This window comes from Trichormus sp. NMC-1, from assembly GCF_001858025.1.
GTDB lineage: Bacteria > Cyanobacteriota > Cyanobacteriia > Cyanobacteriales > Nostocaceae > Anabaena.
Genome location: NZ_LZQD01000002.1, coordinates 400,120 through 422,554, shown reverse-complemented (window position 1 = coordinate 422,554; position 22,435 = coordinate 400,120). Strand labels below are relative to the sequence as shown.

13 protein-coding genes and 4 pseudogenes are annotated in these 22,435 nt (G+C 38.9%); 10 read left to right on the top strand and 7 right to left on the bottom strand.

Annotated elements, in window-relative coordinates:
- Nucleotides 1–28 precede the first annotated feature (28 nt).
- A complete protein-coding gene (gene devC, locus A9Y75_RS08720; protein ID WP_071189171.1) occupies nt 29–1,183 on the top strand; it encodes an ABC transporter permease DevC in 1,155 nt (384 codons plus the stop codon).
- Between the two features lie 160 nt (nt 1,184–1,343).
- The gene (locus A9Y75_RS08715; RefSeq protein WP_071189170.1) at nt 1,344–2,084 is read left to right on the top strand and encodes a DevA family ABC transporter ATP-binding protein; all 741 of its coding nucleotides are present in this window, start codon (nt 1,344–1,346) and stop codon (nt 2,082–2,084) included.
- A 113-nt stretch (nt 2,085–2,197) separates the two neighbouring features.
- Here the strand turns inward: A9Y75_RS08715 and A9Y75_RS08710 are convergent, their stop codons facing one another.
- Complete coding sequence (locus A9Y75_RS08710) at nt 2,198–2,995, bottom strand: hypothetical protein (RefSeq protein ID WP_071189169.1); 798 nt, start codon at nt 2,993–2,995, stop codon at nt 2,198–2,200.
- Nucleotides 2,996–3,126: 131 nt separating this feature from the next.
- Here A9Y75_RS08710 and A9Y75_RS08705 point away from each other — a divergent pair, with 131 nt between their 5' ends.
- The 5 genes and pseudogenes from A9Y75_RS08705 to A9Y75_RS29495 all read left to right on the top strand — a co-directional run.
- Nucleotides 3,127–3,930, top strand: coding sequence for an HAD family hydrolase (locus A9Y75_RS08705; RefSeq protein ID WP_071189168.1), 804 nt, complete (start codon nt 3,127–3,129; stop codon nt 3,928–3,930).
- A 476-nt stretch (nt 3,931–4,406) separates the two neighbouring features.
- Nucleotides 4,407–4,745, top strand: coding sequence for a Mo-dependent nitrogenase C-terminal domain-containing protein (locus A9Y75_RS08700; RefSeq protein WP_071189653.1), 339 nt, complete (start codon nt 4,407–4,409; stop codon nt 4,743–4,745).
- A gap of 22 nt (nt 4,746–4,767) precedes the next feature.
- The gene (locus A9Y75_RS08695) at nt 4,768–5,040 is read left to right on the top strand and encodes a cupin domain-containing protein (protein WP_071189167.1); all 273 of its coding nucleotides are present in this window, start codon (nt 4,768–4,770) and stop codon (nt 5,038–5,040) included.
- Between the two features lie 429 nt (nt 5,041–5,469).
- Nucleotides 5,470–6,216 carry a creatininase family protein gene (locus tag A9Y75_RS08690; RefSeq protein WP_071189166.1) on the top strand — a complete coding sequence of 249 codons (747 nt, stop codon included), beginning with the start codon at nt 5,470–5,472 and terminating at the stop codon, nt 6,214–6,216.
- A gap of 88 nt (nt 6,217–6,304) precedes the next feature.
- Nucleotides 6,305–7,123, top strand: a pseudogene (locus tag A9Y75_RS29495) (GUN4 domain-containing protein); the annotation flags it as partial.
- A gap of 529 nt (nt 7,124–7,652) precedes the next feature.
- On the opposite strand, the gene A9Y75_RS08680 reads toward A9Y75_RS29495, so the two are convergent.
- The 4 genes from A9Y75_RS08680 to A9Y75_RS08665 form a co-directional block, all read right to left on the bottom strand.
- Nucleotides 7,653–8,501: an Rpn family recombination-promoting nuclease/putative transposase gene (locus tag A9Y75_RS08680; RefSeq protein WP_071189165.1), complete on the bottom strand. Its 849-nt coding sequence runs from the start codon at nt 8,499–8,501 to the stop codon at nt 7,653–7,655.
- A 34-nt stretch (nt 8,502–8,535) separates the two neighbouring features.
- Nucleotides 8,536–8,874 carry a hypothetical protein gene (locus A9Y75_RS28355; RefSeq protein ID WP_071189164.1) on the bottom strand — a complete coding sequence of 113 codons (339 nt, stop codon included), beginning with the start codon at nt 8,872–8,874 and terminating at the stop codon, nt 8,536–8,538.
- A 590-nt stretch (nt 8,875–9,464) separates the two neighbouring features.
- Nucleotides 9,465–10,856, bottom strand: a complete 1,392-nt coding sequence (locus A9Y75_RS08670) for a malic enzyme-like NAD(P)-binding protein (protein ID WP_071189163.1) — start codon at nt 10,854–10,856, stop codon at nt 9,465–9,467.
- Between the two features lie 320 nt (nt 10,857–11,176).
- Nucleotides 11,177–15,550: a Calx-beta domain-containing protein gene (locus A9Y75_RS08665; RefSeq protein ID WP_071189162.1), complete on the bottom strand. Its 4,374-nt coding sequence runs from the start codon at nt 15,548–15,550 to the stop codon at nt 11,177–11,179.
- Between the two features lie 414 nt (nt 15,551–15,964).
- Between A9Y75_RS08665 and A9Y75_RS27425 the strand changes: the two are divergent.
- From A9Y75_RS27425 to A9Y75_RS26320, 3 genes and pseudogenes are all read left to right on the top strand, one after another.
- Nucleotides 15,965–16,135: pseudogene (locus A9Y75_RS27425) on the top strand (GTPase HflX); the annotation flags it as partial.
- The gene (gene cofG, locus A9Y75_RS08660) at nt 16,131–17,015 is read left to right on the top strand and encodes a 7,8-didemethyl-8-hydroxy-5-deazariboflavin synthase subunit CofG (RefSeq protein ID WP_083389527.1); all 885 of its coding nucleotides are present in this window, start codon (nt 16,131–16,133) and stop codon (nt 17,013–17,015) included. The pseudogene A9Y75_RS27425 and the gene cofG, both read left to right, overlap by 5 nt.
- A gap of 181 nt (nt 17,016–17,196) precedes the next feature.
- Nucleotides 17,197–17,658 (top strand): annotated as a pseudogene (locus tag A9Y75_RS26320) (GTPase HflX); the annotation flags it as partial.
- A gap of 9 nt (nt 17,659–17,667) precedes the next feature.
- Here A9Y75_RS26320 and A9Y75_RS27420 read toward each other — a convergent pair.
- Nucleotides 17,668–17,814, bottom strand: a pseudogene (locus A9Y75_RS27420) (photosystem II q(b) protein); the annotation flags it as partial.
- A 1,404-nt stretch (nt 17,815–19,218) separates the two neighbouring features.
- On the bottom strand, nt 19,219–21,942 hold the full coding sequence (locus A9Y75_RS08650) for a cation-transporting P-type ATPase (protein ID WP_071189160.1): 2,724 nt from the start codon (nt 21,940–21,942) through the stop codon (nt 19,219–19,221).
- Between the last annotated feature and the right edge of the window lie 493 nt (nt 21,943–22,435).

The window sequence follows — 22,435 nt, the reverse complement described above, 5'->3', positions numbered from 1 at the left end:
TTGGTATAACTGCTGGGGAATCTAAAAAATGGGTCAAAAAATCCCTCTGTCATGGCTACAACTGACAAGAGAAAAAACTCGCCTAGCTGTGGCTTTATCAGGTATTGCCTTTGCTGACATTTTAATGTTTATGCAACTCGGTTTTCGAGATGCATTGTATTACAGTAACGTGAGAATGCACGAGAGTTTAAAAGGTGACATTGTTCTCATTAACAGTCAATCTAATGCTGTTTTAGCAATGAAACCCTTTTCTCAACGGCGGTTATATAAAACTTTGGATTTACCAGAAGTACAGTCGGTATATCCTATATACTTAGACTATACAAGCTGGAAAAATCCAGTTACAGGCCGCCCTCGGAGTATTCTCACTTTTGGCATTAATCCAGAAGTTAATGTGTTTGATTTACCTGGTGTCGATGAAAATTTAAGTAAACTTAAACTGCCTGATGTAGTTTTATTTGACCGTTCTTCTAGATTAGAATATGGACCAATTGCTGAGGATGTTGATCAGGGAAAGGTGGTGTCAGCAGAAGTACGAAGGAGACGAATTAAAGTCGTAGGATTATTTACTTTAGGCGCATCCTTCGGCGCAGATGGTAATTTAATTACAAGTGATGTCAATTTTTTACGCTTATTTAGTAATCGACAGCGTGGATTAATTGATATTGGGTTAATTAAATTAAAACCAGGAGCAGATTTAGCCGTAGTTACTGAATATTTACGAACTTATTTGCCTACGGATGTGAATGTTTTAACCAAACAAGAATTTATTGATTTTGAAAGAAATTATTGGGCAAGTAGTACAGCTATTGGCTTTATTTTTACTTTAGGAACAATTATGGGTTTTATTGTCGGGACTGTAATTGTTTATCAGATTCTATATACAGAAGTAACAGATCACTTGTCTGAATATGCTACCCTTAAAGCCATCGGCTACACACAAAACTATTTGTTAACAGTAATTTTGCAAGAGGCTTTTATGTTAGCAGTTTTAGGATATATACCAGGATTTGCTTGCGCGCTTGTCATGTACAAAGTCGCCAGAGATGCGACACTTTTACCAGTAGCTATGAGTAATTACCGGGCTGTCATGGTACTTCTGTTAACTATAATTATGTGTTTTATCTCTGGAATAATTGCTATGCGTAAATTGCGTTCTGCCGATCCAGCAGATATTTTTTAAATCAAGTTTTAGAGGGAAATTGTATATGATAAAATTGAACAAATATGAAATAGATAAATATGTTATTACTCAGAGTCTATTATCTAAGATTTGAGAAATTTAAGCCCATAATTATTCTCAACGCTAAATTATCTAATGTCATCCTATATCCTCTAAGTTTATGATGAGTAAAGAACCTGTCATCTCCATCAAACATATTAACCATTATTATGGGAAAGGTGTCCTCAGAAAACAAATATTATTTGATATCAACCTCGATATATATGCCGGAGAAATTGTAATTATGACTGGACCATCAGGTTCAGGTAAAACTACATTATTGAGCTTAATTGGTGGGTTGCGGTCTGCACAAGAAGGCAGTCTGAAATTGTTAGGTGAAGAACTACTAGGTGCTAGTCAAAGCAAGCTGGTACGAATGCGACGCAACATTGGTTATATTTTTCAGGCTCATAATTTGTTGGGGTTTTTAACTGCTAGACAAAATGTCCAAATGGCAGTGGAATTAAATCCGAGAGTTTCTCAATCGTCTGCTATTCGTAAGTCAGAAGCAATGCTGGGGTCAGTTGGTTTAGCAGAACGGATGAACTACTACCCAGACAATTTATCAGGTGGACAAAAACAAAGAATAGCGATCGCTCGCGCCTTAGTCAATCATCCCCCACTAGTCCTAGCAGATGAACCTACAGCCGCATTAGACAAACAATCAGGACGTGACGTTGTGGAAATTATGCAGCGTCTAGCCAAAGAACAGGGAACAGCAATTCTGTTAGTGACCCATGATAACCGCATCTTAGATATCGCTGATCGGATCGTGGAAATGGAAGATGGTCTTTTAACTCGTGATACCCAAAACGTAGCTATCACTCACAAAGCTGAACAGGAAGTTGAACATCCTCACTAACTACATCTTGAAATCTAGATAAATTTCAAGATGTAGTCTAATTTGTTTCTGGAAAGCCCACTAGTTGCACCTTGAATACATAGTTATTGTTTACTTACTCAAACCTGATAGTTTCAAGTTTTCTTCTGTTCGGGTACAGACATATTTGGTTGGCGAGTAGTACGAAAAGTCACATTTACTCCTTCATTGGATTGTTCTAACACAAGCAGAGGTGTGGGTTTAGCCTTTTGATCCCAATGCATATAGACAATCCGACCTTGAATAGTTGGTTGCCATGTATCGTCATCTTCTCTCGGACTAAGGTAAGTTTCTATACAGTCCATGATTTGGCTAATAGTAGCAGAAGTAGCTTGTGTAGGTAACTTCATTAACCGAATTTGAATCCGAAACAGCACTCGTTTGACAATGTTGGGAGAAATACCAGTTTCATACTCAACATCAAAAGTTTCATCTACTTGTTTACCAGTGTTGCTGGCAATCCCAACTTGTCCCTGTTGAGATTGATTTGGGCGCAGTGCCAGAGAAATTTTATCTTTAATCTTGAGTTTAACTTGATTAACAATCCCAAAATGAAACACCTCCTCTGACATCCGCATTCGCAAATAATCAAGGTTAAAGTCTCGTGAGTGAACTAAATCTGGGTTAGTTTCCATTTTGCGAATGGTTTCCAGGGCTAACTTCAACTTTTTTTCTAGTTCTCGCGTGCGAAATTTTTCAAACTTGACTTTTTTATCGTACTTACGCACTAAAATTTTGCCATACACAATCACAGCAATTAGCGCTAAAAGCAGTCCTCCACTGGCAACCATCAATAACGGTGGTAGTATATCAGACTCGCTGGCTTGCACTACCTGGGTTGTCTTTTTTGGCTTGGAACCTGAAGACTGGGCCAGAAAAATTGTACTGAGCATGGTTAACAAACTGAAAGATTTGACTCCTAATGTTTAGGATGCCCCAATCTTTGATGTGAAATTACTGTAATGTTAATATTTTTTTACATCTTGTGGTAGTTTTCATATGTACAGACACATTAGCGACTCCGATGAATCTACAGCATTTGTCAAATATATCTACTGATTTGAGGAATATTCGTCTTGTAGCCACAGATATGGATGGTACTATGACGAATCAGGGAAAATTCACATCTGTACTCTTACAAGCCTTAGAGAATTTAGCTACTGCTGGAGTTAAGGTACTGATTGTCACTGGACGTTCAGCCGGGTGGGTAAGCGGACTCAGTAGCTTAATGCCCGTTGCCGGTGCTATGGCAGAAAACGGCGGTATGTTTTATCCATCTCCACATCTAGAACCAGTAGCTTTAACACCCATTCCTGATTTAGCTGTACATCGTCAACATTTGGCTACAGTCTTTGCAAAATTACAAATTCAATTTCCCCAAATCCGGGAATCTGCTGATAATCGCTTTCGTGTCACTGACTGGACATTTGATGTAGCTTCTTTGACTCTCAATGAACTGCAAAATATTGGTAATATTTGTCAGCAACTGGGCTGGGGATTTACTTACAGTAATGTCCAGTGTCATATTAAACCCCAAGGACAAGATAAAGCTGTGGGATTGTTGCAAGTACTGCGCCAATATTTTCCCGAATATTCACCTGAACAAATTGTGACTGTTGGTGATAGCCCCAATGATGAGAGTTTATTTAATCAGCGTTATTTTCCTTTTTCTGTAGGTGTGGCTAATGTGCTGCAATATGCAAATCAGTTACAGTATCAACCTGCTTATTTAACTACTGCGGCTGAAGGAGAAGGTTTTTGCGAGTTGTCTAGTTATATTTTACAAAGCTTTTCCACCCCAAAAAAAGCCTCAATAGAATTTGGTTAAAACTAAACAGTTAGACATCAGCTAAATGCTTGCGGTTTACTTATGCAACTCATATAACATTTTTATATATATAATTAGCCCTAAAATTAGTGATTATCATTGCTAAATATTTGCTAAAAGCAGGTAAGTTAGGACATAACCTGATAATAAAACTTAGACACAGAAAGACTTTAAAGCATTTTTCCTGGTATATATTGGGATGGCAATATTCAATATCAGTAATTAATAAGTTAAGGTAATACCATTTTTATTATTTCTTTGTTATTTTGTATTTAACGGGACAGTTCTTCAACATACTCTGAGTTTAAATAGCAATTAGTTAAACCTGTTCTCTGCTTATTCCATAGAAAAGATCCTACTTAAATTTGTCTTCCATCTTTTTATCAACACAACGCAGATTCGTGAAACAAATTACGTGGGAGTCAGTCAAAGAAGGTATATCTTTCATCAATCCAAGTACAACCGGATTTACAAATATGATCACCACAAATAGTCAACCTATCATTCTCCCTACCTTGATTAACCCTATGGGAGAAAGCCACCAAGCAGGTAATAAATCCGATTTTTTACAACCCATACGTCAAAAGTTGGATGGAATGGAGATTCAGAACCGCAAATTAGCTAAATTTATTGCCAAACTGATTCCCGCTCAGTGTCCATTTGAACGTGATATTATCGTCTTTGGTCGCAAAATCTGTCACATTCCCCCAATGTGCAAGCTAAATCCACTGTATGATCAATTTGTAGGCTTGCGTTTTCGTGCATTGTGCTATTTAGTAGATCAGTGCGGAGAAGATATCCAATCTTACTGCTAAATACTACTAGATCAAACATCGCATGGAAATTAAAATCGACCATCAACCTACTCAAGAACATCTCCACGATTTAGGTGTATACAAATGGGCAATTTGGCAAAAAGAAGTTTCCAAATTCCCGTGGACTTATGATTCTCAAGAAACTTGTTACTTCTTAGAAGGTGATGTAATTGTAACTCCAGATGGAGGACAACCAGTGCAAATGGGTAAAGGTGATTTGGTAACTTTTCCCGCAGGTATGTCTTGTATGTGGGAAATTATCAAAGACGTAAAAAAACATTATTGCTTTGATTAGTCAAGCGCCAATATTTTCTTTATTCCTTGGGATTGTTGACAATCCAGAAAACAAACATCTCATCATTTAGTTGGAGTTCGTTTTGTTTGGAGATTCGCAATGAGTTTTATTAGCTAAAGTTGCAGTATCGCTAAATTGTTTATATCCGTTTCGTTCAAAACTTGTTGCGACTCCATCCCCATCAATTAAAAATTAAAAATTAAAAATTAAAAATTTACAACGCCAGATAGATTAATTATTATGGTGTTCATTACAGCAGGTTGCAGGTAAATGAGGTACAGATATGAATCATAAAACTCTTGTGGTGCGGGCATCTTGCCCGCTACATATGTACCTCACTCACATAAAATCCGCTGTATAGCCCTTCTCGGTTGAGTGAGGTACTAGAAAATCATTTATAATCAATTTAAAGATAAATTTAAATACAAAATGCTATTACACTTAAGCACCTGGACAGAAGTCGAAACTTATTTACAGCAATCTCAAGGAATTATTTTACCAATTGGTTCAACTGAACAACATGGTCCAACGGGATTAATTGGTACTGATGCAATTTGTGCAGAAGCAATATCCCGTGGAGTCGGTGAAGTTACTCAAGCGATGGTTGCACCAACAATAAATGTGGGTATGGCATTACATCATACTGCTTTTCCCGGAACAATTAGTTTACGTCCTAGCACTTTAATTTTAGTAGTTAAAGATTATTTAACTTGTTTAGTAAAAGCTGGTTTTAGCAAGTTTTATTTTATTAATGGACATGGTGGGAATATTGCTACCCTCAAAGCGGCTTTTTCCGAAACTTACGCTCATTTAGAAGATTTACAAATTCCCAATTCCGCAAAAGTGCAATGTCAAGTTGCTAATTGGTTTATGGGTGGTTCTGTATATAAACTTGCCAAAGAATTGTATGGTGATCAAGAAGGTTCTCACGCTACCCCTAGCGAAGTAGCTGTTACCCAATACGTTTATCCAGAAGCAATTAAAAAAGCATATCTTTCTCCAGAAGTTGCAGGTGGACATAAAATTTATAGTGCTGTTGATTTTCGTTTACGTTATCCAGATGGCCGTATGGGTTCAAATCCAGATTTAGCAACTCCAGAACATGGTAAACAGTTTTATGATTTGGCTGTGGAGGAATTGAGTAAGGGGTATTTGGAGTTTGTGAAGGAGGAATAGAGTTTTTTTCTCACGCTCCAGACGCAGAGGCGCAGAGAGGTTTTAAGATGATACAAATTCATGTATACTCAAAACGGTTAGGAACTGTACTGATGTTTATGCTTTAGCCGCGACACTATATAGTTTGTTAACGAATAGAGTTCCCATTCCTGCTAATTATCGCGCTGAGGAAGATGTCAAGTTATCACCACCGCAAAAATTTAATCAGAATATTAGTGATAAAGTAAATGCTGCTATTCTCAAAGGGATGGAATTAGAACCAGTCAACCGTCCCCAAACAGTGAGGGAGTTTCGGGAGTTATTGGGTTTGGTGGTTAAACCTGTTGTGAATATTCCCACACCACCACTTGTTAATTTTGATATTCAACAACCAATTAATAATGTAGAGACGTTCCATGGAACGTCTCTATACACACCACCAAATAACCAAGAAGTACAATTAAAATCATCCTGTGGAATGGACTACAGGAAACTGCGTGACTACCTCGCACAAGAGAAATGGAAAGAAGCCGACGAGGAAACAGCACGGGTAATGTTAGCGATTGCGAAACGGGAAAATGAAGGTTGGTTAGATAGCGAGAGTATTGATAATTTCCCGTGTGAAGACCTTCGCACCATTGACCAGTTGTGGGTAAAATACAGTGATGGTAAATTTGGTTTTTCTGTGCAGAAACGCATTTATCAAGGTTTAGGTGGAACGAGAGAATATAACTCAGACATTTGGGATAAGTTCGGGGACAAGGTAGGATGGAGAAAAGGAGACAACTGGCTGTACTACAAAGATATTACTTTTGATAAGAAAGCACCAGAAGGCAACCTCCCGGTGGGACAACTTGACAATTTTTTTTGTAAGTGGGAAAGGGCTTTCTTTCTTTTATTCTCTCGCGTCGAGACTTGTAGATTGTAACATTTAAAGGTTACAGAAAATTATTAAGTCTGAATCAGGATATCCAGGATTTAAGGATTTACAGGATATTGGGTTGCATCTAAAGATCCCAGACTTCTGCGATAATTAATATGATAAATGAGAAGATTTTTAAAGAAGTCGGGGATCTGAATTTCTCAATTGTCAGAATCAGGATATCCAGGATTTGAGGATTTACAGGATATTGGTTTGAAATGTGATGTTTTAGATATTTATTTAATCATCAATTTTCAAATTGAAAATGTGAGAGTTTAAATAGAATTACCCAACAATCATTAACTTACATAATAAAATTAATATCTAAAAAATCCCCACATCGCCAAAATCCTAACATCAAAAAAACTCAATCTCAACCCACATCCTGTAAATCCTCAAATCCTGTAAATCCTGATTCTGACAAATAAAATCACCAACTCCCCATCAAAAATCATTCAATAACATCCTGTAAATCCTCAAATCCTGGATATTATCTCGACTTCGCTCGATAACCACCTGATTCAGACAATTAAACCTACTTGTCTATCTCAGATTTTAACCATGTTTCCAAGTCATTAATATCTGTAAAATCTAATAATGCTTCTCCTAGCTTTTCCAGTTGTTCTATGTTCAGACTGTTGATATTTTCGATGTAAATATCTTTCAATTTTCCAAATCTTTTCGATAACTGACGTATCAATAAGATCATCTCACCATCTTGTCTCCCTTCTTCTCTCCCTTCCTGCTTTGCTTCTTGATATACCCTTGTTTGCTTAATATCACTCACTAAAAACATTGCTTCTATCTCCTGACGGCTTAATTGTGAAAATTTGGACAATAAAACAGTCTCCAACAATTCTATAATACCTTGTTTTTCTCTGTCATTCTCAACTTCTGTCTTAGTTCTTGCCATGAGGGTTTTAACTAATTCCGGTGCTTGTGCTTCCTTACTGACAATTAACTCAATTAACCCCATACCAATTGAACCTGGTGGTAATTCATCTAAATAAATTCGTTTAATTCTCCCACTATTAATCAATTCTTGTTGATAAGCAGTCAATTCTTCTACATCTAAACTCCGTTTCGCAAATAACGCTACCCCTTGCCAATCTTGTACTGGTTTAAATTGATTGAGATAGATATTTATCTCTGCTATTAATTCCCAGTAAAAATCTGGTTTTGGTTGAAATTGCACTTCTACAAAATAGATGGGTTTTTCTACGCTATCTGCCATAAAAATTCCATCAAACCGAAATGCTTTTTCTTTCACTTCCACAGAAGTAAATTGATAATCTTTAGCATTTTCCGTAGGTTCACCCAAAATTTCAAATAATAGAGTGTGGAAAGTAAGGAAAATTTGGTAGAATATCGTGTCTGTGTGCATTATTCCTGATTTTGATATTTCTTAAATTACTTATTCATCTGGTGATTTTAACCATATTTCCCAATTCTACATCTACCGTAATTGCATCTTCATCCTGAGATACAAGATAACGTCTTGGTATTTTGGTTATGAGGACAAATATTATTTTCTTATTTCCCTGCTTCTGCGATTTATTTGGGAAATAATTATTTTGATAAATAAAAGCCTTGTATATATGGGCGCACACTTTCCCACTCATACCATTAGCATACCCGAAACTCGGAACACTGTCAACCCCCCAAGCTGAAATAACCAAAACTCGTTGTTTTATTGATAAAATTTTCAATAATAATGAGAATAGACCCCGCTTTATTGAGAAAGTTTTTTTTGCCAAAATCCTATACAAATAACTTATATCCTCTCAATGTAGGTTGGGTTGACGCAAGGAAACCCAACATGATGAAAAGTTACATCATTACATCATGAAAATTTAATTGGCTGGTTTTGTTGGGTTGCGTTATCACTTAACCCAACCTACAGAGTATAATATTTACCACAACCTTAAATAATTAATTATTAGAAAAATGCCATCTACCGTTACCCTCACCATTACCACAGGGAAACTTTGAAATGATGCTGTCCCCATTCGTGAACGTGATAGTAGTATTCCTGAAAAATTAGCAGAAGTGATAGATTTAGCTTTAATAGAAAAACCGCAAATTCATTTTCAAACCGCAGCAGAATTTAAAGAAGCCTTGTTAAAAACTTTATGAATAAACAAAAAAATGTAGCGATATTCTATCAAACATATGTACAAATTTTTCAGAGAACGCATATTCAATTTTTACAGATGTCTAATGACAAAATAAGTATCTGAAAAATTGGAACATTCAAAAACTCAAACTTTGCGTCTGGAGCGTGAGACAAAATTAAATCTGTTTTCACAGGGACAGGCAAAACGCCCATCCCACAAATTAACTAACTCTAACTCTGAGCAATACCTTCTTCCCGTGCGGCTTGTTGGACAGCACCAGCCACAGCGGTAGCAACACGTTTATCAAAAACAGAAGGTATAATATGTTCCCGATTCAAATCAGAGGGTTTAACTAAAGAAGCGATCGCACTGGCAGCTTCTAAACACATGGTAGTAGTAATCGTACTAGCGCGACAATCTAAAGCCCCACGAAACACCCCAGGAAACGCCAAGACGTTATTGATTTGGTTGGGGTAGTCACTCCGACCCGTAGCCATGACAGCGACGTTTTTAGGGGCTAATTCTGGCTGAATTTCAGGAATCGGATTAGCCATTGCAAAGACAATTGCATCTTTCGCCATTCCTTGTACCATTTCTGGTGTCAAAACTCCCGGTGCGCTGACACCGATAAACACATCTGCACCTTGAACTGCACCGGCTAAAGTTCCTTGGGCTTTAACTGCAAATTCCTGTTTTTCTGGGGTTAAATCTGTACGAGAAGTGGATATAATACCTTTAGAATCGCACATCCAGATGTGTTCTGCTCCAGCTTTGCGGAGTAAACGAGCGATCGCTACCCCAGCCGCACCAGCACCATTAATAACAATGCGGATGTCTGCAATCGACTTCTGTACCAGTTTCAGAGAATTAAACAATGCGGCCAAGGTGACAATTGCTGTACCATGTTGGTCATCATGAAAAATCGGGATGTTTAATTCGGCTCGCAGTCTTTTTTCAATTTCAAAACAGCGCGGTGCAGCGATATCTTCTAAATTCACACCACCAAATACAGGGGCGATATTTTTCACTGCTTTGACAATCTCATCGGTATCTTGGGTATCCAGACAGATAGGAAAAGCATCAAGCCCTGCAAATTCCTTAAACAGCATGGCTTTTCCTTCCATTACTGGTAAAGCAGCAGCAGGCCCCAAATTGCCTAAACCCAAGACAGCACTACCATCAGTGACGATCGCAACAGTGTTGTTTTTGATAGTTAGATTGTACACTTCCTCTGGATTTTGTGCGATCGCTTTACAAATTCGACCGACTCCTGGAGTGTAAGCCATTGCTAAGTCAGAAACACTTTTTAAAGGAATTCTGCTGACAATACTAATTTTGCCACCGCGATGTAAATTAAAAGTGCGGTCGTAAACATCAATTACCTGAATATCCGGTAATTCTTTTACGGCTTGAACAATGGTTTCAGCGTGTTCCGTACTAGCAGCATCAACTGTAATATCACGGATTGATTCTTGACGAGTTTGTTCAATTAAATCAATTTGTCCCAGATTACCACCACTAGTAGCAATGGCCTGTGTTACCGATGCTAACATCCCCACCCGATTGGGAATCTGCAAACGCAGGGTGACACTAAAACTAGAATTAGGAGTTAGATTTGTCATTGTGCTTTGTGCGATTTTAAATTTTAGATTTTATAGTGAATTGCAAGTTAAAATTCTATTTCCACAATTAAATATGACATTTAATCTGTATAATTAGGCATTTGCTGTAAAAAATTGATTTTTAATTGTATTTAAATACACTCTTATCATTTCTGGCTTTCACGGTTGAATATTGTCTGAATCAGGATTTCCATGATTTAGGGATTTATGGCTAACGCCACGCTACGCGAACAGGATGTTGTTGATTGATGATTAATTTTCATAAATAATCCTGTTAATCCTTTAATCCTGAGCATCCTGATTCTGACAAAAATCCTGATTCAGACAACCACCGCAAAATCCCCAGCAGTTAAAGTTGCAGGTATATTAAATAAATTCGCAAAAGCTGCACCAGTTCCTAATCCCGCCGTGATACCATTTTGGTTATAAAACAAATTACCACTACTGCTACTATAGACAATGACAGCCCCTTGAGTCGCTACCAAACTATCATCACCGACAACAGCAAAATTAGCAGACTGACTAAAACCATTTCCCACCACACTGGTAAGAGCGGTAAAAGTAACTTTACTTAAAACGATTTTGTCACTTCCTACCGTAAAATCAAGAATAGTATCTAAACCTATATCAGTAGCGGTGAACACTTTCCCACTACTGTAAATAAACTTATCATTACCTGCATTACCAGCTAGAATATCATTACCTGCACTACCAGTTAAACTATCAGCACCGTCACCACCACGCAGATTATCATTACCTAATCCTCCCATCAGGCTATTATCAAGTACATTGCCAGTTAAGTTGTCAGCACCATTTCCACCGATGACATTTTCAATCACGTTATTAGCGGAAAGCTTCAAACTCAGATTAGTAGTCACAACAGTTTGAGTAGTAGTCAGTCCTAAATTGAGGGTGGTGGCCGCAGTTGTTCCTGTAAAATCAATGGTATCAATTCCACCAATAGCAGTTTCTTGGATGGTATCACTACCCAAAACTGTGGTAGCATTAAAGCGATAAGTATCACTACCATCACCACCTGCTAGGATATTATTAGCACTGTTACCAGTAAGAATATTGTTAGCTGTATTACCTGTCCCATTAATAGCAGCAGTACCTGTGAGTTGGAGATTTTCCACACCAGCAGGTAATGTAACGGTTGTACCGCTTGATAGGGTATCAGTAATAGTAATGACAGTAATTGTATTATTGAGAGCTACACCCACAGGATTAGATAATACCAGATTAAAAGTTTCGTTAACTTCGTTAGTAGTGTTATTAACAATGGGGATAGAAACAGTACCAGTTAGGGTATTAGCAGGAATAGTTAAAGTGCCACTTACAGCAGTATAATCGCTGTTAGCTGCGGCAGTGCCGGCTGTAGTGCTGTAGTTGACGCTAACCGATTGACTGAGGAGACTGCTGAGAGTAAAGGTAACAATTGCGTTGTTATCCAATCCTTCCACAACGGTAAGATTATTCACAGTTAAAGTCGGAACTTCATCATTGATAATCGTGCCAATACCTTCTCCATCTGCTATGGTGGCGTTAACAGGAGTTTTCAGGGTAACTTTAAAAGTTTCGTCGCTTTCAGATATCGTATCTCCATTAATCACCACACTCACTGTTTTGCTCGTTTCACCAGAATTAAATGTGATTGTTCCTGTTTTCGCAACATAATCAGAACCAGCAGTAGCAGATATATTACCAGTTTGATAAGCGACTGTAATTGTTTGGGTGCTGGCATTGGAGAGTGTAACAGCAAAGTTAGCGGTTTTTGTGCCACTGTTGCCTTCAGTTAAAGTAACATCGTTAATGCTTATTTGGGGTTGGGATTCATTATCGACAATGGTAATAGTGCTACTATTGCTTGCTCCCACAGTGTAACCTGTACCTGTCAACAGGCTGAGGATAGCGGTTTCGTTACCTTCAAAAAATATGTCTTCAGTGGGATTGACAAAAACTATCGCTGTGCTGCTTCCTATTGCAAAGGTAGCTGTACCATTCAGCAAAGCGTAATCTGTACCGTTGGTTGCGGTTCCTGATAAGCTGTAGTTAATGTTGAGAGATTTGGTTGTGCTACCAGTGCGGTTGAGTTGGAAAATACCCGGAACTCCTGACTCGTTGGCTTGGGTATAGATGGGAGTAACGGTTACACTTGGTAAGTCATCGTTTCTAATAATGCCGATACCTTCATTTTTAACTAAGGTGGCGTTAACAGCATTACTCAAGAGAACAGAAAAGGCTTCGTTAATTTCACCAACGGTATCACCATTAATAGTAATTGGTAGGGTTTGGGTTGTTTGTCCGGGGGTGAAAGTAATAGTTCCGGTTTTGGCTACATAATCATTATTAGCGGTTGTGGCATCATCATCAACGGTTTGGTAATTAATGCTGATAGTTTTAGTGCTGGGGTTAGAAAGGCTGAGAATAAAGTTAGCATTTTTTGTACCGCTATTGCCTTCGCTGATGATGACATCGTTAATGGAGAGTTGCGGAATAGCATCGTTATCTGCAATGGTGACGGTGGCAGTTTTAGCAGTGCCAATATTATAACCTGTACCAGAGGTAAGGGTGAGAATTACAGTTTCGTTACCTTCAAAGATGAAGTCGTCGGTAGGTGTGACGGTGATAGTGGTGGTGTTACTTCCAGGTGCAAAGGTAGCTGTGCCGGTTAATTGCAGATAGTCTGTACCGTTGGTTGCTGTGCCGGTGATGGTATAGTTTACGGTAGGGTTGACATCGCTGGCTGTGCGGGTGAGGGTAAAAACGCCTCGGTTGGGAGTACCTGTGGTTTCTGCGGCGTTAGCATCTGTGGCAGTTATGGTGATGGTGGGTAGGGGTTTAGGTGGTAGGGTAGCTTGATAAATTTCCAGACCAGGTTTGTCTGTGCCATTGCCTGAAACTGCGCTACTGTACCATACTATCTTGTTACCAGATATTTGGGGATAATTATCTTCATAGTCGTTATCAGTTAGTTGGAATATATCTGTACCGTTGTAATAGAAAACTTCTCTATCCCCTGTTGAGTAGTCCCCACCGTTGTCTCTACCTGTCCAAACAATATTGTTACCAGAGATTTGGGGATATCCATAGTAATATGCATCATACGTAGTTAATTGGGAGGTAATACCGTTTTTATATAAGTAAATACCCCTATAATTGTCATTGTTGCCGCCATCCCAAACTACATTGCTACCAGAAATTTGAGGGCGAAAATCGTCATAGCTATTATTGGTTAGTTGAGTGGTACTTGTACCGTTGTAAAGGTAAATTTCATAGTCTGTTCCATCGTAGCTGCGCCAAACCACATTGTTACCAGAAATTTGGGGAGAACTATCTTCATAGCTATTATTGGTTAATTGAATGGTACTTGTTCCTTTGTAAAGGTAAATTTCATAGTCTGTTCCATCATCGCCACGCCAAACCACATTGTTACCAGAAATTTGGGGAGAACTATCTTCATAGCTATTATTGGTTAATTGAATGGTACTTGTTCCTTTGTAAAGGTAAATTTCTGAGTCTGTACCATCATATCCAGTCCAAACTACATTATTACCAGAGATTTTGGGATTATAATCTCCACGGTTGTTGTTGGTTAATTGAATGGTACTTGTTCCGTTGTAAAGGTAAATCTCTGAGTCTGTACCATCATATCCAGTCCAAACCACATTATTACCAGATATCTCAGGGGAATAATATTCCGAGAAATCAGAGACGCTGTTATTATTGGTTAGTTGAATGGTACTTGTACCGTTGTAAAAGTAAATTTGACGATATGAGCCATCAATGCTCTGCCAAACCACATTATTACTAGAGATTTGAGGAGCATAATCAATACCACCAAAGTATTTAATATCAGCTAGTTTATTGACCACAAGCTCATTATCTGCAATGATCAGGGTTGCTGTATTATTAGTTCCAACTGTATAAGTAGTTCCCGTGTTCAAACTGAGAATAACGCTTTCTGCAAACTCATATAAATTATCATCAAGAGGATTAACTACCACAGTTGCGGTTGCACTTCCCGCAGCAAAAGTCACCGTTCCCGACAAATTACTATAATCTGTACCATTAATAGCTGTACCGCTAAGATTATAATTAACTGTAATAGAATTACTAAAATCACTATAACGGGTGAGAGTAAAAATCCCTGGTGTACTATTTTCAATAGCATTTGTAGGAGTAGTTCCCACGGAAATCACAGGTAGACTTTGTTCTATTTCTACCGCTTGTCCTGCTAAAGTAACTACAACCTTGTCATTCTCAGTTTGCAAACGAGAGATATCCGACACACTCAAAGTTTTTCCTGTCACCACCGCAGCAAAATATTCACCTTCATCTCCATCTCTGTCTTGCTGATTCAGGATACTATCAAGATAATGTCCGTATTCTTCTAAGAAAACTTCTGTAATAGCTTGTAAATTACGACTTTTAATTAATTCTGACGATAAATATATAGTATTATTTGTAGCTGCAAAAGCACCCAAAGCACCGTTTATTTGACTTGAAGCAATAATTTCTAAGTTTGGTAATGTGAGGAATGTTCCTTTTAACCAAGCCTGTCGGAGTTCACCGCTTTGAATATCAGCACCAAATACTTGTTTGAGGGAAGTGTCAAAATCAGCACGACGGGCAAATTTCCGCAGTTTAGCAAGTGCAGATTTAAGAATAGGCTGCCAAGTATTGTTAAGCATGATAGTAGATACCTGATACGTTGTTAATATCCTATGCTGGTATCTACTAATTTGGCAATCTGTATATTTACTGATAAATGTCAGAATCAGGATGTCCAGGATGGGAGAGAAATTAAAAATCTGCGTTCATCTGCGTTTAATTATATAATAGTCTCACGCAAAGGCGCAAAGGCGCAAAGATAAGAGGTTTAAAAATTAAAGGAAGAGAATTTCATACCTGAATTCAGCAACGCCGAAAAACTTTACCCCGTACTAGCACTATAGCCAAGTTAATGTAAACCTTTCGCATCCCCAAAATCAAAATTCACACCAAAAAACCACATCCTGTAAATCCTTAAATCCTGGATATCCTGATTCAGACAAAAATACCCCCCATTTCTGGAGGGTATCTTTTATTTATCTGAAGATTTCAGAATGGATGCCTTTCGCGCCACTTTGGAGGAAGTCACAGAAGCTGATGCTCTACTACATTTGGTAGATTTGTCCCATCCTGCTTGGTTGAGTCATATTCGCTCAGTTAGGGATATTCTTGCCCAAATGCCTATTGCTCCTGGCCCTGCCTTGGTAGCTTTTAACAAAATTGATCCGCTGTTCCTACTGCAATTTCCGCACAGATCCCGGTCAAGATCCCTGGTTGACTCTGGCAGAAGCCAAGAGTATTTTACAACAACTGCAAAGTCAGAATGTCTGTGAAATCCTCATCCTCAGTGGGGAAGTTCATCCGCATTCACCAAGGCGTTCGGCGTGGTTACAGCGAATTTATGATTTGTGTGCATTAGCAATAGAGATGGGATTTTTACCACATACCAACGTCGGTCCCCTCAGTTTTGAGGAAATGCGAAAGCTGAAAAATGTAAATGTGTCGATGGGGTTGATGTTGGAACAGTTAACACCACAATTACTAAATACAGTGCATCGCCACGCGCCTAGTAAAATACCAGAAGTCAGGCTGCAACAATTAAAATGGGCAGGAGAGTTGCAAATTCCTTTTACTACTGGACTGCTTTTGGGAATAGGCGAAACTGAAAATGATTGGTGGGAAACTTTAGCCGCTATCTCAGATTTGCATCAACGCTACCAGCATATACAAGAAGTGATCATGCAACCCCACAGTCCGGGAAGTCAGCAAAGCTTTGATGCATCGCCTTTTGACCCTCATCAATTACCCGAAGTCATCGCCAAAGCCAGGCAGATTTTACCAAGAGATATTACAATTCAAATTCCGCCCAATTTAATTCAAGATCAAGAATGGTTACTTGCTTGTATAGCTGCGGGTGCGAGGGATTTGGGGGGAATAAGTCCTAAAGATGAAGTGAATCCTGATTATCCTCATTTGCAAGAACAGGCATTGAGAGAAATTTTACAGCTTGGGGGATGGGAGTTAGTACCAAGGTTGCCAGTATATCCTCAGTTTGCAAGTTGGTTGAGTGATCAGCTTTTGTGCGATCGCATTAGCATTAGTTAGCTTTTTTGTATCGGTTAGGCAAAAAACTTGCAGGTGTACTCATCGCTGTTAAATACATGATTTTTACAAAACGCAAAAGCATCTGCCAACAGATAGACCTGACAACTCACTCTCTGTTGTAAAATAGACAATAGAGCAATAGAACGATTAGGGGGGGCCAGTTCACTGGTCATAAACGTCTATAGAGACCATCTTCGGTAATCTCCAAGGTTTAAAGTCCAGCCAGCTGAAACAACTACAGCGGCTGTACCACCAGCGCATATCGGGCAATCTCATCACAACATCGGAGTTCGCCCAGCGTCTGGCCGCCATTAGTACGGAACTAAATCAGCCTGTATGTGCCTACCTCAACCGTCGCGGACAAGTGATTCGGGTGGGGGTAGGCAGTCCACGTCAAACTCAAATTCCACCTCTAGAACTACCCCGTTACGGTGCAGAACGTCTGAGTGGGATTCGTTGTATAGCTACCCATCTCAAGCCAGAACCACCAAATGAAGCGGCATTAACCGCCATGGCACTACAACGCTTAGATGCTTTGGTAGTATTAAACATTACTGGATCGGGATTTACCCGACGAGGCGGTGGTGCGACAGGTTACGTCAAAGAAGCTTATTTGGCACATTTAGTAGCCAATAATAGCAAACAGTTAGTTGATGAAGCAGGTGGTAGCAGCTAACAGGGTAGGGATCATCAAGACTCCGAACCAACCGATGTAGATACGGTTTTCGGTGCTGGTGATCCACTCGCAAAAGCGATCCCATACGTTAGCGTTTGAGCGCTGTTGTAAGGTTGTGGTCATTTTATGAGTGCTTTATTTTTGTATGATGTTGATAGGTTGTTTTGCCTATCTACATTCAAGATTAAAGCCTAAGTTGATTTTTGTAAAGATACTTAAAATTAGTATTCGTTATATCAGTTATATGTTTTCCTAATGTATTGAGATTGACAGAATGCAGAAGTCAGCAGTCGTAAGGGTGAAGCATTCGGTTGATAAATTATCGGTTTTTTCCCAAGTTTATTTTCCGAATTCAGAAGTCACCAGTCGTAAGGGCGAAGCATTCGGTCGATAAATTATCGGTTTTTTCCCAAGTTTATTTTCCGAATTCAGAAGTCACCAGTCGTAAGGGCGAAGCATTCGGTCGATAAATTATCGGTTTTTTCCCAAGTTTATTTTCCGAATTCAGAAGTCACCAGTCGTAAGGGCGAAGCATTCGGTCGATAAATTATCGGTTTTTTCCCAAGTTTATTTTCCGAATTCAGAAGTCACCAGTCGTAAGGGCGAAGCATTCGGTCGATAAATTATCGGTTTTTTCCCAAGTTTATTTTCCGAATTCAGAAGTCACCAGTCGTAAGGGCGAAGCATTCGGTCGATAACTTATCGGTTTTTTCCCAAGTTTATTTTCCGAATTCAGAAGTCACCAGTCGTAAGGGCGAAGCATTCGGTCGATAACTTATCGGTTTTTTCCCAAGTTTATTTTCCGAATTCAGAAGTCACCAGTCGTAAGGGCGAAGCATTCGGTCGATAAATTATCGGTTTTTTCCCAAGTTTATTTTCCGAATTCAGAAGTCACCAGTCGTAAGGGCGAAGCATTCGGTCGATAACTTATCGGTTTTTTCCCAAGTTTATTTTCCGAATTCAGAAGTCACCAGTCGTAAGGGCGAAGCATTCGGTCGATAACTTATCGGTTTTTTCCCAAGTTTATTTTCCGAATTCAGAAGTCACCAGTCGTAAGGGCGAAGCATTCGGTCGATAACTTATCGGTTTTTTCCCAAGTTTATTTTCCGAATTCAGAAGTCACCAGTCGTAAGGGCGAAGCATTCGGTCGATAACTTATCGGTTTTTTCCCAAGTTTATTTTCCGAATTCAGAAGTCACCAGTCGTAAGGGCGAAGCATTCGGTCGATAAATTATCGGTTTTTTCCCAAGTTTATTTTCCGAATTCAGAAGTCACCAGTCGTAAGGGCGAAGCATTCGGTCGATAAATTATCGGTTTTTTCCCAAGTTTATTTTCCGAATTCAGAAGTCACCAGTCGTAAGGGCGAAGCATTCGGTCGATAACTTATCGGTTTTTTCCCAAGTTTATTTTCCGAATTCAGAAGTCACCAGTCGTAAGGGCGAAGCATTCGGTCGATAACTTATCGGTTTTTTCCCAAGTTTATTTTCCGAATGCTTCGCCCCTACACAAAAATGTAATATCGCAACATCAAAAGTTAGAGTCTAAACGATTGGCGAAAGCAGCTACTGCAATCATCGGTAAGCCAACAACTAGACATATTAACCACTGATTTAAATCCAATGGGGCTGTATAAAATAATTTATTCATCAAACCCCATTGGCTGAAAATAATCTGCAAAATAATAGTGCTGGCAATTCCTACATACATTGCCTTTTGATCGCCGATTTCTCGATTAATTCCGCGAATTTTATCAAAAATAGCAACGCCTAATTGGGTAATACTTAACAGGTAAAAAATTCTGCCTACCACTAAAGCTTGAATTGCCATTGTTCTAGCAACAGCAACATCTCCAGTTGTTTGTTTTATCCACTCAAATACGCCAAAAATTAAAATCCAGTTAAAGATAGAAATGAGGACAATACGTTTAACTAGACTAGGAGAAAGTAATTTTTCGTTGGGGTTACGTGGTGGTTGTTGCATTACTTGATCAGACTTGGGTTCAAATGCTAAAGGAACTGTCATAGCAATGGAATTTACCATATTTAACCACAGCACTTGTAAAGAAAGAATTGGTAAATCTCTAGCTAACAAAACGCTAATTAAAATCGTCATAGATTCACCACCATTCACAGGGAGAATAAAGGCGATCGCTTTCAACAAATTACTGTAAACTGTTCTTCCTTCCTCAACCGCAGCTTCTATAGATGCAAAATTATCATCTGTCAAAATCATATCAGCGGCTTCTTTGGCAACTTCCGTACCCGCCCCACCCATTGCAATACCAATATCCGCTTGTTTCAACGCTGGTGCATCATTGACACCATCCCCCGTCATAGCAACTATTTCACCTTTAGATTGCAGTGCTTCCACAATTCGCAATTTCTGTTCTGGTGCTACACGGGCAAATACTACCCCATCTTCTATGGCTGTAGCGAGTTCTGGTTTGTCCATTTTCGCCAGTTCCGCACCTGTAAAAGCCCTCACTTCCCGATGATGATTAAAACCCATGCGAGAGGCGATTGCAGCAGCCGTCACAGCATGATCACCTGTAATCATTTTCACCTGGATACCAGCTTGTTGACAGGCTTGCACCGCCCTTATTGCCTCAGCACGGGGTGGATCGATCATCCCCTGTAAGCCTAAGAAAATCAAATCATTTTCGATATCTGCGTGATCCAATGAATCTTGATTCTCAGAAACTGATTTTTTCGCAAAAGCTAACACCCGTAAACCCTGATGCGCCATTATATCAACTTGCTGATTTACAGTTTCCGCATCCACAGGAGAAAGTTCCCCAGAGGAATTTAACATCTGTTGACAACGTTTGAGAATCGCCTCTACTGAACCCTTAACATAAATAATTCGTTCTTGTTGTTCAATTTCATGCAGAGTTGTCATGTACTGATACTCTGACTCAAAGGGGATGACATCAAGCCGGGATATAGTTGCTTGTAAGTTTTCACGGGTTAACCCGACTTTATTTGCAGCAGTTATTAATGCGCCCTCAGTAGGATCACCAACTACTATCCATTGTCCATCTTTATCTTCCAAGTGGGAATCATTACATAACAAACCAGCTTGTAAACATTCTGCTAGAGGAGGAACATCATGAATATCTACAGGATTTTCGTCTAGTAAAATTTCCCCACTTGGTGCATAGCCTGTACCCGTGACTGTATAATTTTGATTACCTGCATAGATAGCTTGTACTGTCATCTGGTTTTCAGTCAGAGTCCCAGTTTTATCAGAACAGATCACCGTAGCACCTCCCAGAGTTTCCACTGCGGGTAACTTGCGAACAATGGCGTTTCGTCGTGCCATGCGGGAAACACCAATGGCTAAAGTGACAGTAACTACAGCAGGTAATCCTTCAGGAATGGCACTCACAGCAAAAGCTACCGCAGGTTCAAACATTTCTACCCAGGTGTTACCGTATCCTAAGCCGACGGCAAATGTTAAAGATGCAATTCCTAAAATAATATAAAGTAAGGTGCGACTAAATTTGTCAAACTTCCGGGTTAAAGGGGTTTTGAGGATGTTTCCCTGTTCCATTAATTGAGAAATACGCCCGGTTTCTGTGGCTGTACCTATCGCAACAACAATGCCTTTACCAGTGCCAAAAGTGACAAAACTGCCAGCATAAGCCATATTAGTGCGTTCTGCTAGAACTGCATCTACTTGTACTGCTTGGGTATTTTTTTCTACAGCGACAGATTCCCCTGTTAATCCTGATTCGTTAATTTGTAAATTCCGTGTTTGTACAAGTCGTAAATCTGCTGGTACTTTATCACCGGAAGTTAATAATACGATATCACCGGGGATTAATTCAGTAGAAGGAACTTGGAGTTTATTTCTATTACGAATAATAGTGGTGTTAGTTTTAACTGAAGATGCTAAGGCAGCAATAGCACTTTCTGCTTTTGATTCTTGCACAAAACCAATAATAGCATTAATTAAAGTTACACCCCAAATTACTCCAGCATTTACCCATTGTCCCAAAAATGCTTTAACCGCACCAGCAATTAATAAAATATAAAGTAGCGGTTGATGAAATTGCAATAAAAATCTTAGTAAAGAACTTTTTCCGCGTTTTGCTTTCAGTTCATTAGTTCCAAAAGTTTCTTTACGTTTGGCTACTTCAGCAGCAGTTAAACCTGCTTCGATATTACTGTTTAAATATTGACTTACTTCCTGTACAGGTAAGTTATGCCATGTATATTCTGTTAATTGATTTGTAGATGATGCTGTCATAATTCTTTGCTCCAGAATCTTACCCTAATAGGATATACTTACAATGGCATTATTATTAATTGTGCTGATTGGCATCAAATTGAAATATCCCAAAAATCTGTCTTTAGGATGAGATTTTCAACAAAGATTAATTATGGCGATATCATCCTGGATGGATGTAAGTAGGTGGGCGTTAAAAATTGTCGTTGGGGCAAGGGAACTCTTAACAGGGAACAGGAAGAGAGCTTTGGGCGATTTTACTTTTCTTCACATACCTTTAAATTTTTCTGTTAACCTACTTAGTACACAACTGTGGTAGTTAGGTTTAAGAGATTAAATTTGGTTTTTTAGTTTTTGCAGTGAGTGATAAACTGACAATAATTTGCTAAAAATCAAAATAGATATAAGGTAAGCTACCTTCAGGAGCGAGTATCCAAACAGCATAGAAACATAAAGGCACAAAAACAAGTTTGATTGGCCAGCTAAACTCTAACTTCATTAACAGGAAGAGAGC

Excerpts from the sequence above, each read along its gene's own strand:
- devC (WP_071189171.1), top strand. The coding sequence starts at position 29 with ATGGGTCAAAAAATCCCTCTGTCATGGCTACAACTGACAAGAGAAAAA.
- A9Y75_RS08715 (WP_071189170.1), top strand. The coding sequence starts at position 1,344 with ATGATGAGTAAAGAACCTGTCATCTCCATCAAACATATTAACCATTAT.
- A9Y75_RS08710 (WP_071189169.1), bottom strand. The coding sequence starts at position 2,995 with ATGCTCAGTACAATTTTTCTGGCCCAGTCTTCAGGTTCCAAGCCAAAA.
- A9Y75_RS08705 (WP_071189168.1), top strand. The coding sequence starts at position 3,127 with ATGAATCTACAGCATTTGTCAAATATATCTACTGATTTGAGGAATATT.
- A9Y75_RS08700 (WP_071189653.1), top strand. The coding sequence starts at position 4,407 with ATGATCACCACAAATAGTCAACCTATCATTCTCCCTACCTTGATTAAC.
- A9Y75_RS08695 (WP_071189167.1), top strand. The coding sequence starts at position 4,768 with ATGGAAATTAAAATCGACCATCAACCTACTCAAGAACATCTCCACGAT.
- A9Y75_RS08690 (WP_071189166.1), top strand. The coding sequence starts at position 5,470 with ATGCTATTACACTTAAGCACCTGGACAGAAGTCGAAACTTATTTACAG.
- A9Y75_RS08680 (WP_071189165.1), bottom strand. The coding sequence starts at position 8,501 with ATGCACACAGACACGATATTCTACCAAATTTTCCTTACTTTCCACACT.
- A9Y75_RS08670 (WP_071189163.1), bottom strand. The coding sequence starts at position 10,856 with ATGACAAATCTAACTCCTAATTCTAGTTTTAGTGTCACCCTGCGTTTG.
- A9Y75_RS08665 (WP_071189162.1), bottom strand. The coding sequence starts at position 15,550 with ATGCTTAACAATACTTGGCAGCCTATTCTTAAATCTGCACTTGCTAAA.
- A9Y75_RS08650 (WP_071189160.1), bottom strand. The coding sequence starts at position 21,942 with ATGACAGCATCATCTACAAATCAATTAACAGAATATACATGGCATAAC.